This is a genomic window from Paraburkholderia sp. MM5496-R1 (assembly GCF_050436205.1).
GTDB lineage: Bacteria > Pseudomonadota > Gammaproteobacteria > Burkholderiales > Burkholderiaceae > Paraburkholderia > Paraburkholderia tuberum.
In genome coordinates, this window is sequence record NZ_JBNDLT010000002.1 from 754,128 (window position 1) to 768,643 (window position 14,516).

Here is a 14,516-nt window from a genome sequence, read left to right on the forward strand (position 1 = left end):
TACGCCGCGTCAGCGCTTGCCGACCTTTGCGCCGCCCTGCTTGCGATCCGAGTTCACATCGGCATGCGCGTCGTTCTGCGTGCGTTGCTGATACTCGCCGCCGCCGCGGCGGTCGGTATCCTGCTGCCCATGCTCGATGTCGTCATGCGCCTGCTTGCCGACATGGCGCGGCTCGTCCTCGTGCTGCGACTCGGGATGCTGGTCGGCTTCATGCGGCAGCGGCGCCGCGGCTTCCTGCAACGACTTCGGATCCTTGTTCGCGTGCGGGTCGGCTTGCGCGTCGCCATCGGTCGATTGCGGCAGGGTCTTCATTGCATTGCTCCTTCGCGAGGCGCGTTCGCGCGCCAAGTACGCACGGCGCACTCGCGGGTTGGATTCAGCCACCCGGACGCGCGCTCATCACGCGACGCCCAGACGTTTTTTCATCGCCGCGGTGATGCGCTGACGCGTCTTTGCGTAGCCGGCCCACGGGTCGTTTCCGAGGCCGTCCACGCGCTCGTGGACGTTGCGGATGCCCCATTGATCGCCGCTCGTCGTGCTCTCCAGTTCGTCCCACGCGAGCGGCACCGACACCCCGAGCCCCGGCCGCGCGCGCGCCGAGAATGCGGCCACCGTGCTCGAGCCACGGTTGTTGCGCAGATAGTCGATGAAAATCTTTTTCTTGCGATTCTGCGCGCCCATCTTGGCGCTGAAGTACTGCGGCAGCGTCGTCGCCATGTGCTGCGCGACCGCCTGCGAGAAATCCTTCACTTCGTCCCAGCCGGCCTGCTTCGCGAGCGGCACGACCACGTGCAAGCCCTTGCCGCCGCTCGTCTTGCAGAACGACTTCAGGCCCAGTTCGTCGAGCAGCGAGCGGGTCAGTTGCGCGGCCTCGACCATGCGTTCCCAGCCGAGCGAGGGGTCCGGGTCGAGATCGAACACCATGCGATCGGGCTTTTCGATATTCGACGCAACCGCATTCCACGTATGAAACTCGACGGTGCCCATCTGCGCGGCGCCGACCAGCGCGGCGAGCGTGTCGATCGTGATCAGCGGAGGATGGCCCGGATCGAGTCCCTCGTGCTGCGTGACGTGCGGAATCGACAGCTTCTGGCTGTGCTTCTGGAAGAACAGCTCACCGCCGATATCCTCGGGCGCGCGCACCAGCGCGACGGGCCGCTCGCGCAGATGCGGCAGCATCCATTCGGCGATTGATTCGTAGTACCGCACCAGTTCGAGTTTGCTTGCGCCGCTCTCTTTGTCGATCACGCGATCGGGATGCGAGATGCGCACGCCGGCGATTTCGCTCTGTGCACGCGAGCGCGTTGCCGTGGTTCGGGCGGGTGCGCTTTCCTTGGCGGCGGGTCTGGCGGCACTGGCGGTCTTGCTGGTTGCGCGTTTTTTCGGCGCGCCTGTTTGCGGCGTATCGGCGGTGGCGGTTTCGGTTTGCTGTTGCACGTCGACTCCTTGTCGGGCGGTTTCCCTGACGATCTGGCGGGCCGGCTTGTCGTCGCGCAGGCTGACGAACGACGCCTGGCGCACGATGCCGTCGCCCGTCCATTCGGCGAAGTTGCATTCGGCAACGAGCACCGGCTCGACCCAATGCACGGGCGTGCGGCTGCGCTCGCGCGGTGTGCTCGCGAACGGCATGCGCTTGCTCGCGTGCGCGTCGAGCGCCTGTTTGACCGAGCGCAGCAGCGCGGCGTCGAAGCCGGTGCCGACGCGGCCTGCGTACTGCAGCCGGCCATCGGCGTCGTAGACGCCGAGCAGCAGCGCGCCGAACGCCGAGCGGCTGCCGCCCGGCTCCGAATAGCCGCCGATCACGAACTCCTGGCGGCGCCGGCACTTCAGCTTGATCCACGACGGCGAGCGGCCCGACACATAGCTGCTGTCACGCCGCTTGCCGATGATGCCTTCGAGCGCCATGTCGCACGCGCTCCTGAGCAGCTCGTCGGCGCTGAACGCGAAGTCGTTCGAAAAGCGCAGCACGCGATCGTCGACGCCTTCGAGCAGCGCCCGCAAAATCGCGCGGCGCTGTTCGAGCGGCACGTCGCGCAGGTCGTAGCCGTTCAGAAACGGCAGATCGAACAGATAGATCACGATGTCCTGCGGGCGATGCGCATCGAACGCGTTTTGCAGCAACTGGAAGTTCGGCACGTCGCGTTCATCGAGCACGACCGCTTCGCCGTCGAGCCACGCGCTTTGCACATCGAGTGCCGCGAAAGCCTCGATCTGCTTGCTGAACTTTGCGGTCCAATCGTTGCCGTTGCGCGTGAAAACGCTGACGGCACCGCCCTTCGCTTTCGACGCGTGGTCGATGCGCGCGAGCACGCGGTAGCCGTCGAACTTGATTTCGTAGAGCCAGTCATCGCCTGGCGGCGCGCTGTCGACGAGCGTCGCCAGCTCCGGCTTCAGGCTCGCGGGCAAGGCCGCTGCGACCGTGCCTTCGATCGATGGCGATGCGGCGAGTTCGCGTAGCGACTGCGCGCTGCGCGTCGCGACGAGGTCGGGGCGTTTGGGATCGGCTGCGCGGCGCGAGGATGCGGATTTCGCCGGCTTGCCCGCGCTCGTGGCCTTGCCGTCGCGCGAGGTTTTCGTCTGCGCTTTCGATTGCTTCGTTTTCCTGCCTTTCGAAGCCCCGTCGGCCAGCACGCTGCCCGGCAGCTTCTTCAGCACGTCGTAGTCGCTTTCGTCGCGCGCTTCCTCGTCGCGCTCCTTGATCAGCAGCCATTGCTCCTTGTCGCCGCTGCCGCGCATGTGGCTCCGTACGAGCGTCCAGCCGCCATGTAGCTTCTCGCCGTGCAAATGAAACTTGAGCTTGCCGGCCGCATACGACCGCGCGGCTTCGGCCGCGCCGCCCGCCGGCTCCCATGTGCCGCGATCCCACACGATCACGGTACCCGCGCCGTAGTTGCCGGGCGGAATCTCGCCCTCGAAGGTACCGTATTCGACCGGATGGTCCTCGACGTGCACCGCGAGCCGCTTGACCGACGGGTCGAGGCTCGGCCCCTTCGGAACCGCCCACGACAGCAGCGCGCCGTTCAGTTCGAGCCGGAAGTCGTAGTGCAGACGCCGCGCGTCGTGCTCCTGGATCACGTAGGAGAGCGTATCGGGCGCGGCACGCGTCGCGCGCTTGCCGGTCTTGCTCGCGGCGCGCTCGCGGGTCGTCGCGCCGGCCGGCTCCGGCGTGTCCTCGAAGCGGCGCTTGCGATGATAGTGCTCGAGCCGGTCGTTCATGGCGATGACTCCGGTGCGTTTGGTGCCATAGACGGCTCGGCCGCGCGCTCAGGCCGCCGCGCGCCGTTTGCGGGACGTTGCGGTGGTTTTCGACGTCGCGCGCCCGCTCCCGCCGCTCCCGCCGCTCCCGCCGCTGCCGCCGCTACCGCTGCGACTGCGCGCCGTGCTTGCCGCGCGCGGCTTTTTGCGCGCGGGCGCGGCCGCCTCTTCATCGGACTCGGCCTCGCTATCGCTCTGATCCTCGTCCTCGTCGGCGGCGCGCTTGCGGCCCGTGGTGGCCTGCTTGCCCTTGCCGCGGCCAAGACTGCGGCGCAGCAGATCGGACAGGTCGAGAATGTCGGCGGACTTGCGCGACTCGTGCGGCGTTTCGACCTCGACGACCTCCTCGGTCTTGCCCGCCTGGATCTTGCGCTCGACGAGCGCCATGATGTCGTCGCGAAACGTATCGTGATACTGCATCGGGTCCCACGTCTCGCTCATGTCGTCGATCAGCTTTTTCGCCATGTCGAGTTCTTTCGCCGACACGCCGACGGCCTTCATGCCTTCGGGCGGCACGTTGAATTCGTCGAAATTGCGCACCTCGTCGGCCCAGCGCAGCGTGTTCAGCGCGAGCATCGGACCGAGCGGAATCAGCGCCGCCAGATGCTGCTTGTTGTGCAGCACGACACTGGCGACGCCGATCTTGCCCGACGCCGTCATCGCCTCGCGCAATAGCGCATAGACTTTTTCACCCTTGCGGTCGGGCGTCAGGAAATACGGCGTATCGAGATAGAGAAACGAGATGTCGGGGGCGTCGACGAACGCGAGGATGTCGACCGTCTGCGTCGACTCGGGGTTCGCCGAGCGGATTTCGTCGTCCGACAGCACGACGTAGTGATCCTTCTCGTACTCGAAGCCGCGCACGATGTTGTCGCGGGTCACGTCCTTGCCGGTCCGCTTGTTGAACTGCTTGTAGCCGATCGGATCGATCGTGCGCTTGTCGAGCAGATTGAAGCCGACCTTCTCCGACTGCGTCGCCGGATAAAGCTGCACCGGTACGTGGACGAGCCCGAAACTGATTGCGCCCTTCCAGATCATGTGTGCCATCGCGCGCTCCCCTGTCCCATGGCCCTGAGATCTCAGGCGAAGCAGCAAGCGTGCCCGCGTTTCGGCGCGCTCGACACTGCCGCCACGCGTAAAGCAGGAGCGGGTCGGCTCGGCGGTGTGCCGTCATGGGGTTGTAAGTCTTGCGACGAGGCGGCAAAACCTACGGTTTTCCTGGTGCGCGCGGTCTATGCGGCGCCCGCATCAAGGCTCGAGCAGGACCGGTACCGACGCAAACCCGCGAAACCGCACGCGAGCGCCCCGCGTCGGCTCACCATCGACGCGATACGCCGGGAAGCGCTGCACGAAGCGCCCGATCGCAATCCGCGCCTCCAGCCGCGCCAGCGACAGACCCGCGCACTGATGAATCCCGAACCCGAACGCGAGATGCCGGTTCGGGTCGCGGCGGATATCGAAGCGGTCCGGCTCGGCAAACTGCTCGGGATCGCGATTGGCCGCGCCGATGCACAGCGTGACCGGCGTGCCGCGCGCGAGCGCGACGCCGCCGATCTCGGTATCGACGGTGGCCATGCGATTGCCGAGTTGGTTCGAACTCTCGAAGCGCAGGCACTCCTCGACCGCGGTGCCGATCAACTCCGGCTCGCGCAGCAGCGCGGCACGCTCGTCAGACCACTCGCTCAGCGTGACGAGTCCGTTGCCGATCAGGTTGGTGGTCGTTTCATGCCCGGCGTTCAGGATGAAAATGCAGTTCTGCAGCAGTTCGGCTTCAGATAGCTGCTCGTGCGGCCCCTCCCCCTGGATCAGCCGCGTCAGCACGTCGTGCTGCGGATCGCCCGGCTCGCGGCGGCGTCGTGCGACGAGGCCGCGCAGATAGTCGACGAATTCGCTGACCGCGCGATTGCCACGCTCGAACTGCGCGTCGGTCAGCGACGGCTCGAGCGCGCCCAGTATCGCGAGCGACCAGTCGCGCAACGGCGCGCGTTCATCGTGCGGCACCTCGAGCAGATTGCCGATGACCTCGACCGGAATCGCCGCCGCGAATTCGCCGATCAGATCGATACGCCCGCGCTGCGCGGCCGCATCGAGCAGGCCGTCGACGAGCCGGATCAGGGCGGGCTCCATCGCCGCGATCGCGCGCGCGGTCAGCGCGCCGGCGATCAGCTTGCGCACCCGCGTATGGCGCGGTGGATCGTTGAACACGAGACTCGTGGTGTGATGCGCGTAGAGCAGAGAGTCGCCGTATTTCGGGCGGAACTCGACGGTCTTGTCGGAGCTGAAGGTCTTGGGGTCGCGGTAGACCGCCTGCACGTCGCGAAAGCGCGTCAGGAACAGCGAGCCGTCGGGCATGCGCCGGATTGGCTCATAGCTGCGCAGTGCGTGATAGACCGGATAGGGATCGGCGTAGAACGCCGGGCTCAGATGACGCAGATCGAAGTCGCGGGCAAGGGAGGATGCCTCGCTGGCGGTTGCCGGGGTCATGCGTTGTCTCCGTGGGGCGTCTTGTTGCGCCAGGGTGGGGTGGTGGGTTCGTGTGAGCGTATTCGTTCGGCCTGCTCCGTTACGGCGATGCGCCGGACGCCGGGTTCAGCCAACGCGACGACCAGCCGCCGGCGACGGGCCAACGCACAGAACCGATACAATAGCGGGATTTTCCGCGCGCCACGCGCCTCTTTCTTCCCGCGTCACCGGTCGTCCATGAACCTCGTCATTCAAAGCGTCGCCCCCCTTTGCGCCGACCACCACAAAACGCTCGTCGCGCTCGCACGCGGCTCGCACGCCGCCGTCATCGACGAGCACGCGATTCGCATCGCCGACGCGAACCGCGCGCAACGCGCCGACGTCGAAGCGTATTGCTATGCGCATCGACTCGACTACGCGTTTGTCGAAACCGGCCGCCAGTTGAGCGACTTCGGCCTCGTCGCGATGGACATGGATTCGACGCTGATCACGATCGAGTGCATCGACGAAATCGCCGATTTCTGCGGGCTCAAAGCCGAAGTCGCGGCGATCACCGAGGCTGCGATGCGCGGTGAGATCAAGGACTTCAACGAGAGCCTGATTCGTCGGGTCGCGCTGCTGAAAGGGCTCGACGCCAGCGCGCTCGAGCGCGTGTACGAGGAGCGGCTGCGGTTGTCGCCGGGCGCCGAACGCATGCTGGCCGGCGCGAAACAGGCGGGCCTGAAAACGCTGCTCGTGTCGGGCGGCTTCACGTTCTTCACCGCGAAGCTGAAGACGCGCCTTGGGCTCGATTTCACGCGCGCGAACACGCTTGAAATCATCGACGGCAAGCTGACCGGCAATGTGATGGGCGAAATCGTCAATGCCGAGGTGAAAGCGCGCACGCTGCGCGAAACCTGCGCGACGCTCGGCATCGAACCGTCGCGCGCAATTGCGATGGGCGACGGCTCGAACGACCTGAAAATGATGGCCGAAGCGGGACTCTCCGTTGCATTCCGGGCGAAGCCGGTGGTGCGGGAAGCAGCCAGCGTGTCGTTCAATTTCGTTGGACTGGACGGTTTGTTGCGGTTGGTTTGAGGCTGGCGCTCGAGGGATCCGTTATCGCTCGCGTCGGCACAACGACCGACGCGCTAGCGAGCCGCGCGAACCGTTGCGTTATCTGTTGAAAATGGCCGGCAAGAACAGCGCGAACATGCCGATGGAAATCAGGATGCTGAAGATCAATACGCCCTTCATGATGCGATCGTGATTTTTGCCTATTTCCAATGACAGGATAAATTGTTTCATAAGCTCCTCCACAAGACAGAACAAGTATAAGAGCTGCACTATCCAATAAAACTAATTGAGGTAAATGTGCAGGGCCGCGGATAGAAGCGCCGCCAGGCAGGTCATGAAAATTGACGTGCCTATCGCCCCACGTGATAGCGCGCCAACCACGGACTCGGTCTGCCGGTGATCGATAACGATGGCGAAGCCGTCCCGCCGCACCTTGAGTAAGCACGCCATCACGGCTATGGAACAGGCGAACGCCAACCCGCAGAACCCAACGATCCCCAACGCAAGCATCGACGTCTCCCCGCTGCCCTGCTCCAAGGCCATCACCGCCTCATAAATCGCGGCGGCGCAAAGTCCGATCGCACACCAGAACAGTTGCCCGTCCTTGACCGACGCCGCAATCATCGTCCTGGCAACGCGCCAGCCATACGCGGGCGCGACGAGCGCGAGCGTAAAGATCGGCCCGGCAATCGGCACCGCAAGGTTCAGCAACAGCCAGAAGAAAAGATTCATCCAAGCCCCTCCCCCGAGCGCCGCAACGTTCCGTCAAGCACACGATCGTAGCGTCGCGCCGCGGCATCGAACATTCGGCCGAACGGTCGGGTCTGCCTGATACTCAGGGCAACAAAAAAGCCCGCCGGGAACACATCCCGGCGGGCTTCTCGAACAACGTGTCGAACAGGGCTAACGCGTGTTAAGCCAGCTTGGCCAGGCTCTGCTCGATATCCGCACGCAGGTCCGCCTCGTCTTCCAGACCGATATAGAAGCGCACCAGCGTGCCGCGACGCGGCCACTGCGCCGCAGTGCGCATCGACGCGATGTCGTACGGCATCGCGAGGCTATGCGCGCCGCCCCAGCTCCAGCCGAGCGAAAACAGTTCGAGCGACTCGCAAAACGTGTCGATCCGCGCCGCGCTGTACCGTTCGTCGAACACCACCGAGAACAGTCCGCCCGCGCCGCTGAAATCGCGCTTGTACACTTCGTGCCCCGGACAGTCACCGAGCGCCGGATGCAACACCGCGACGACTTCCGGCCGGCTCTTCAACCACGTCGCGAGCGACAGCGCCACGCGATCGTGCTGCGCGAAACGCAACTGCATACTCGGCAGGCTGCGCAGGATCAGCGAGCAGTCGTCCGAGGACACGCCGATGCCCATGCGCATGCGCGCCGCCTTCAGCTTCACATGCACGTCGTGGTCGACCGTGATCGTCGCGCCCATCAGCACGTCGCCGCCGCCCGATTGGTATTTGGTCAGCGCCTGCACCGAGATGTCGACGCCGTGGTCGAACGGCCGGAACGCGAGGCCCGCGGACCACGTGTTGTCGATCGCGGTGACGACCTTGCGCGCGCGCGCCGCCGCCGTGATGGCCGGTACGTCGGGCACTTCCATCGTCACCGAGCCGGGCGCCTCGATCCAGATCAGGCGCGTGTTCGGCTGGATCAGACTGGCGATGCCCGCGCCGATCAGCGGATCGTAGTAGCGCGCCGTGATACCGAAATCGCGCGCGAGCCAGTCGCCGTGGTCGCGGTTCGGCGAGTACACGTTATCGGGAATCAGCACGTCGTCGCCGGCCTTCACGAGGCCGAAGTAGACGTTCGAGATCGACGACAGCCCCGACGGCTGCAGCAGCGCATGATTGCCGCCCTCGATCGCGGCGAGGCGCTGAGCGAGCGCGATCTGCGTCGGCGTCGCATGCAGGCCGTAGCGCCATTGCGCGTCGTTTTTCCAGTCGAGCGCGCGCATCGCGGCGAGGTCGGGAAACACCACCGTCGACGCGCGCGTGACGGGCGTCGAGAACGATTCGAAGCCCGGCGTGATCTGGTCCTCGGCACGCACGATGCGGGTCTGCAGGCCATGTTTGAATGTGGATTCAGTCATGTGAAGCTCGGTGAAAAACATAGTCAAGCGAGCCTGAAGCAACGGCCGCGCTGCGCGATTCCGGATGCCCGGCGCGCGTGCGCATCAGTAGCCCGTTTGCAGGTTGCTGACGCCGCCCACTGGGTGCCCGCCGGCAGCGGGTGCCGGCGCGGGAGCCGCCGCGCCGTTGGCCCCGGCCGGTTGCGGTGAGGGGGCTGCAGGCCTCGTCGCCGCACCGCCGGCCGAACCGGCCAACGGCACCGCCTGCCCTGCCGCCAGCGGCTTCAGGTTGAATTCCTGAGGGTTCGAATCGTCGACGTTCATGCGGTCGCCTTCGAGCGAGCCGTCCGCCGCGAACTTGCCGACCCAGTTGCCGGTGATATGCGTGCCGTCGTTCGATTCCTCGACTTCGAGCGTATCGCCGTCGCGATCGCCGGCGATCAGAATCACCTCGCCGCTATCGGTGTACTGATACTCGCCGTGCACGCCAGATGGATCGTCGGTCTTGGGCCCGAGCCGCAGCACGATCGGCCGCGCGCCGAGCGTGCCCACGTAGCGCGGAAACTTCGCGAACTCGAGGCTCGGTTTCAGCGGCAACTGGATCGGCGGCGGCGCGGCCAGTGCCTTGACCGCATCGCTTTCCGCCCACGCCTGCGACGGCATCCACAGCACCGTGCCCGTACACAACAGCGCGGCGGCGCTCACCACCACGCCGGCGCGCCGGCGCAAGGCGCGCGTTGCCGAACCCTTCGTCACTTTCGCTTCCTGCATCCCGTCGATCCTTGTTGCTGGTTCCTGCTTGCCACCTATATCGCGCCGGCCTGCCGTGCGCGGTCACAGACGCTCGAAAACCGCCGCGATCCCCTGCCCGCCGCCGATGCACATCGTGACGAGTGCATAGCGCCCGCCGATGCGCTGCAGCTCGTACAGCGCCTTCACGGTGATCAGCGCGCCGGTCGCGCCGATCGGATGGCCGAGCGAAATGCCCGATCCGTTCGGATTGACCTTGGCCGGATCGAAGCCGAGCTCCTTGCTGACCGCGCAGGCCTGCGCGGCGAAGGCCTCGTTGGCCTCGATCACGTCGAGATCGGCGACCGTGAGACCCGCCCGCTCGAGCGCCTTGCGACTCGCCGGCACCGGGCCGATGCCCATGTACGCGGGATCGACGCCCGCATGCGCGTACGACACGAGTCGCGCCAACGGCTTCACGCCGCGCCGCTCGGCGACGCTACGCTCCATCAGCACGACGGCCGCGGCCGCGTCGTTGATGCCCGACGCGTTGCCCGCCGTCACCGTGCCGTTGTCCTTCACGAACACCGGCTTCAGCTTCGAGAAGTCTTCCGCGGTTGCGTTCAGCCGCGCGTGCTCGTCGGTGTCGAACACGACGTCGCCCTTCTTCGACGCAATCGTGATCGGCAGAATCTGTTCCTTGAAGTAGCCGCTCGTGATCGCGTGGGCCGCGCGACGATGCGACTCGAGCGCGAGCGCGTCCTGCGCGTCGCGCGAGATCTCGTACTTGCGCGCGACGTTCTCGGCGGTCACGCCCATGTGGATCGACTGGAAAGGATCGTTGAGCGCGCCGACCATCATGTCGACGAGACGCGCGTCGCCCATGCGCTGTCCGAAGCGCGCGGCCGGCATCGAGTAAGGCGCGCGGCTCATGTTTTCAGCGCCGCCGCCGATCGCGATATCGGCATCGCCGAGCAGCACGCTTTGCGCGGCCGACACGATGGCCTGCAAGCCCGAGCCGCACAGCCGGTTCACGGTCAGCGCGGGCGTATGCTGCGCGACCCCGCCGTTGATTGCCGCGACGCGCGCGAGATACATGTCTTTCGGCTCGGTGTGCACGACGTTGCCGAACACGACGTGTTCGACTTCGTCGCCCGACACGCTCGCGCGCTCGAGCACTTCGCGCACCACGCGCGCGCCGAGATCGGTCGGCGCGAAATCCTTCAGGCTGCCGCCGAACGTGCCGATTGCCGTGCGCACACCACTTACCACCACTACGTCCCGTTGCATCGCTTGTCCCTCCTGTTGTCTCTCCAGTCTGCCTGAATGATTGCACCAGCGCGGGCCATGCTGCGCCGCGCGCGGCTTACGTAAAACCTAGTTCGCCAGCCGCCGCTCGACTGTCTCGCGCGACGGAATCGGCGCGACCGCGCCATAACCTTGCGTGGACAGCGCGGCGGCAACGTTCGCGTAACGCGCGGCGGCAAATGGATCGTCGCCCGCGACGATGCGCGCGATAAAGGCGCCGCCGAAGCAGTCGCCGGCGCCGGTCGCATCGACCACGTCGACGACATGGCCCGGCACGACGCGCCGCTCGTTCGGCGTCGCGATATACGAGCCGTCCTTGCCGAGCTTCAGCGCGATCACGCCCGGACCATGCGACAGCAGAAAATCGACGATCTCGTCACGGCCGGTCAGCCCCGTCAGTTCGGTCACATCGTCCCAGCTCGGCAGGCAGATGTCAGTCTGGCGGATCGCCTCGAGCATCACCGCGCGCGCCCGCGCCAGCGGCCACAGCTTAAGACGCAGATTGGTGTCGAAGCTCACGCGCGCGCCATTCGCGCGCGCATGCGCGATCGCTTCGAGCGCGGCGTCGCAGGCGCTGACGCTGATCGCGAGACTGATGCCGGACAGATGGACGACCTTCGCCGCCGCGAGCGCGTCGCGCGGCAGATCGGCGGGTGCATAGCGGCTCGCCGCCGAGCCCGCGCGCAGATAGTCGAACGCGTGGCCGTTGGGGCCGTGAGACACGAAATAGACGCCGGTCGACGCTTGCGCATCGATGCGCACGAACGACGTGTCGACCTGCTCGCGCTCCCACAGATCGACCAGCAGGCGTCCGAAATGATCGGCGCCGACCGCCGACACGAAACCGGTCCTCGCACCCTGGCGCGCGGCCGCAATGCAGAAGTTCGACGTGTCGCCGCCGAAGCCTTGCAAGTAGTTCGGTTGATCCTTCGCCGACTGGTTGAATTCGATCATCGCCTCGCCGAGCGCGAGGATGTCCGGTGTGTGAGCTTCAGGCTGTGCGGCCGCGCTGTGCGTCATCGCTTAGACCTCGCCCCACAAATCGTGGCCGTCCGCGCCGGTGATCTTCACCGATACGAAATCGCCGACCTTGTAGCGCTTCGACGCCTTGGCGGACGGCGCGATATAGACGACGCCGTCGATCTCCGGCGCATCCGCCGCGGTGCGGCCGATGCCGCCGTCCGCGTTGATTTCGTCGACGAGCACCTTCAGTGTCTTGCCGACCTTCCTCGCGATGCGCTTGGCCGACACCTGCTCGGCCACTTCCATGAAGCGCGCGCGACGTTCCTCACGCACTTCATCGGGCAGCGCGCCGTCGAGTTCATTCGCGCTCGCGCCTTCGACCGGCGAATACGCGAAACAGCCGACGCGATCGAGCTCCGCCTCGCGGATGAAATCGAGCAGTGTCTCGAACTGCTCTTCGGTCTCGCCCGGAAAGCCGGCGATGAACGTGCTGCGGATCGTCAGATCGGGGCAGGTCTCGCGCCAGGCCTTGACGCGCTCCATCACCTTCTCGGCGTTGGCCGGGCGCTTCATGCGCTTCAGCACTTCCGGATGTGCGTGCTGGAACGGCACGTCGAGATACGGCAGCACGTGGCCCTTGTACGGACCCCCGGCCATCATCGGAATCACTTCGTCGACGCTCGGATACGGATACACGTAATGCAGGCGCACCCACGCACCATATTGCGCGGCGAGTTCGCCGAGCGCGGCGACCAGATCCGTCATGCGCGTCTTGATCGGCTTGCCGTTCCAGAAACCGGTGCGGTATTTGACGTCGACGCCATATGCGCTCGTGTCCTGCGAGATCACGAGCAGTTCCTTCACGCCGGACTTGAACAGGTTCTCCGCTTCGAGCATCACTTCCGCGACCGGGCGCGACACCAGATCGCCGCGCATCGACGGGATGATGCAGAACGTGCAGCGGTGATTGCAGCCTTCGGAAATCTTCAGGTACGCGTAGTGGCGCGGCGTGAGCTTGACGCCCGCGGCGGGCACCAGATCGACGAACGGATCGTGCGGCTTCGGCAGATGGCTGTGCACCGCCTGCATCACCTCGCCGAGCGCGTGTGGGCCGGTTACGGCGAGTACCTTCGGATGCACTTCCTCGATCAGCCCCGAGCCGCTCGCGCTCTTCTTCGCGCCGAGGCAGCCGGTGACGATCACCTTGCCGTTTTCGTTGAGCGCTTCGCCGATCGCGTCGAGGCTTTCCTGCACGGCTTCGTCGATGAAGCCGCAGGTGTTGACGACCACGAGGTCCGCGCCGTCATAGGTGCCGGAGATTTCGTAGCCTTCGGCGCGCAACTGGGTGATGATCTGCTCGGAATCGACGAGGGCCTTGGGGCAGCCGAGAGAGACGAAGCCGACTTTCGGCGTGGCGCCCGGCCCGGCCGGAGCGTTCGAGGGGGTGGAAGACATGGGGAACCGCTTGAAGACGTTAAACCCTGAATTGTAGCGGTTCGCCACCGCCACCGCTCGTAAGTCTTTGAATTCTAGTCTTCAAACCGGGATGGGTTCGGCAGGACCGGGTTGATTCAGCTCACTATTTTCGTCGCTGGAAAGGTGCTGACGCGTGGGCGCCGACGCGTCTCCGGCCGCCAGCGCCTGGCCGATTACCGTAAGAATTTCGTCAGAGTCCTGCACTCGCCGGATCGCCGCATGCAGTTCGGCGGCTTGCGGCCAGGTCCGCTGCAGGTAGCTGAGCCACTTCTTGACGCGGCCGTGCTCATGGGTCAGCGTGCCATGCGCCCGCAGCTTGTTCATGTAGCCGACGATCGAACCCAGCACCTGCTGCCATTCGTCGGCAGATGGACACGGGTCGACGAGCCCGCGGATTCGCTGCGCGAGGAACGGATCCGACACGGCGCCGCGCCCGATCATCACGTCCGCGCAGCCGCTGACCGAGCGGCAACGCTGCCAGTCCGCCACCGTCCAGACTTCGCCGTTCGCGATGACGGGCACGTCGACGGCGTCGTCGATGCGCGCGATCCACTCCCAGTGCGCAGGCGGCCGATAGCGGTCGTCGCGCGTGCGCGCATGCACGACGAGCGAGGCCGCGCCGCCGTCCGCGAGCGCCTGCGCGCATTCGATCGCCTGCGACGTGTCGGACACGCCGAGGCGCATTTTTGCCGTCACCGCGATATCGGCAGGCACCGCGGCGCGCACGGCCGAGACGATCTGGTTCAGCAACTTCGGGTTCGCGAGCAGCATCGCGCCGCCGCCGTGCTGATTGACGACTTTGGCGGGACAGCCGAAGTTCAGGTCGATACCGTAGGGCGACAGCATGGCCGCGTACGCGGCATTGCGTGCCATCCACTCGGGATCGCTGCCGAGCAGCTGGATCACCATCGGCGTGCCGCTGGCGGTCACGCTCGCGTGCAGGATTTCGGGCGCCTCGCGCTCGTAGACGCGGGTTGGCAGCAGCGAGCCTGTGATGCGGATGAACTCGGACACGCAGCCGTCGAAAGCGCCCGCGCTCGTCAGCACGTCGCGCAGCACATAGTCAGCGAGCCCTTCCATCGGGGCGAGAAACAGCCGGCTCATGAGCGGTGTGGGTGAACGGCGGGTCAGAGCAGAATGATCCGCGCGGCCTTCGCAACGGAAGACGCTGACGCGATCAGGGAGACGG

At 65.9% G+C, this 14,516-nt stretch carries 13 protein-coding genes; 1 reads left to right on the forward strand and 12 read right to left on the reverse strand.

The features are described 5' to 3' along the window. Positions 1–9: 9 nt before the first annotated feature. From OKW38_RS10290 to OKW38_RS10305, 4 genes are all read right to left on the reverse strand, one after another. Positions 10–312 (reverse strand): hypothetical protein, encoded by a 303-nt coding sequence (locus OKW38_RS10290; protein ID WP_187610136.1) that lies wholly within the window; start codon positions 310–312, stop codon positions 10–12. A gap of 87 nt (positions 313–399) precedes the next feature. Further along, positions 400–3,216, reverse strand: coding sequence for a DNA ligase D (gene ligD, locus OKW38_RS10295; RefSeq protein WP_429361315.1), 2,817 nt, complete (start codon positions 3,214–3,216; stop codon positions 400–402). A gap of 48 nt (positions 3,217–3,264) precedes the next feature. Continuing rightward, positions 3,265–4,302 carry a Ku protein gene (locus OKW38_RS10300; protein WP_429361316.1) on the reverse strand — a complete coding sequence of 346 codons (1,038 nt, stop codon included), beginning with the start codon at positions 4,300–4,302 and terminating at the stop codon, positions 3,265–3,267. Positions 4,303–4,503: 201 nt separating this feature from the next. Further along, complete coding sequence (locus tag OKW38_RS10305) at positions 4,504–5,739, reverse strand: cytochrome P450 (RefSeq protein WP_090804669.1); 1,236 nt, start codon at positions 5,737–5,739, stop codon at positions 4,504–4,506. A gap of 216 nt (positions 5,740–5,955) precedes the next feature. On the opposite strand from OKW38_RS10305, the gene serB reads away from it, so the two are divergent. After that, entirely contained in the window at positions 5,956–6,795 is an 840-nt protein-coding gene (gene serB / locus OKW38_RS10310) for a phosphoserine phosphatase SerB (RefSeq protein WP_429361318.1), read from the forward strand. Positions 6,796–6,873: 78 nt separating this feature from the next. On the opposite strand, the gene OKW38_RS10315 is transcribed toward serB, so the two are convergent. From OKW38_RS10315 to OKW38_RS10350, 8 genes are all read right to left on the reverse strand, one after another. Beyond that, positions 6,874–7,005, reverse strand: a complete 132-nt coding sequence (locus tag OKW38_RS10315; RefSeq protein WP_260321381.1) for a hypothetical protein — start codon at positions 7,003–7,005, stop codon at positions 6,874–6,876. Between the two features lie 51 nt (positions 7,006–7,056). Next, positions 7,057–7,506 carry a hypothetical protein gene (locus OKW38_RS10320; RefSeq protein ID WP_262419775.1) on the reverse strand — a complete coding sequence of 150 codons (450 nt, stop codon included), beginning with the start codon at positions 7,504–7,506 and terminating at the stop codon, positions 7,057–7,059. A gap of 181 nt (positions 7,507–7,687) precedes the next feature. After that, positions 7,688–8,872 (reverse strand): cystathionine beta-lyase, encoded by a 1,185-nt coding sequence (locus OKW38_RS10325; protein WP_429336394.1) that lies wholly within the window; start codon positions 8,870–8,872, stop codon positions 7,688–7,690. A gap of 84 nt (positions 8,873–8,956) precedes the next feature. After that, positions 8,957–9,622, reverse strand: a complete 666-nt coding sequence (locus tag OKW38_RS10330; protein WP_429361319.1) for a hypothetical protein — start codon at positions 9,620–9,622, stop codon at positions 8,957–8,959. Between the two features lie 63 nt (positions 9,623–9,685). Beyond that, on the reverse strand, positions 9,686–10,870 hold the full coding sequence (gene bktB / locus OKW38_RS10335) for a beta-ketothiolase BktB (RefSeq protein ID WP_429361320.1): 1,185 nt from the start codon (positions 10,868–10,870) through the stop codon (positions 9,686–9,688). Between the two features lie 87 nt (positions 10,871–10,957). Continuing rightward, a complete protein-coding gene (locus tag OKW38_RS10340; protein WP_429361322.1) occupies positions 10,958–11,908 on the reverse strand; it encodes a sugar kinase in 951 nt (316 codons plus the stop codon). Positions 11,909–11,911: 3 nt separating this feature from the next. Continuing rightward, positions 11,912–13,306, reverse strand: coding sequence for a 30S ribosomal protein S12 methylthiotransferase RimO (gene rimO / locus OKW38_RS10345; RefSeq protein WP_429361323.1), 1,395 nt, complete (start codon positions 13,304–13,306; stop codon positions 11,912–11,914). 81 nt (positions 13,307–13,387) lie between these two features. Beyond that, on the reverse strand, positions 13,388–14,431 hold the full coding sequence (locus tag OKW38_RS10350) for a tRNA dihydrouridine synthase (RefSeq protein WP_090804657.1): 1,044 nt from the start codon (positions 14,429–14,431) through the stop codon (positions 13,388–13,390). Positions 14,432–14,516 lie beyond the last annotated feature (85 nt).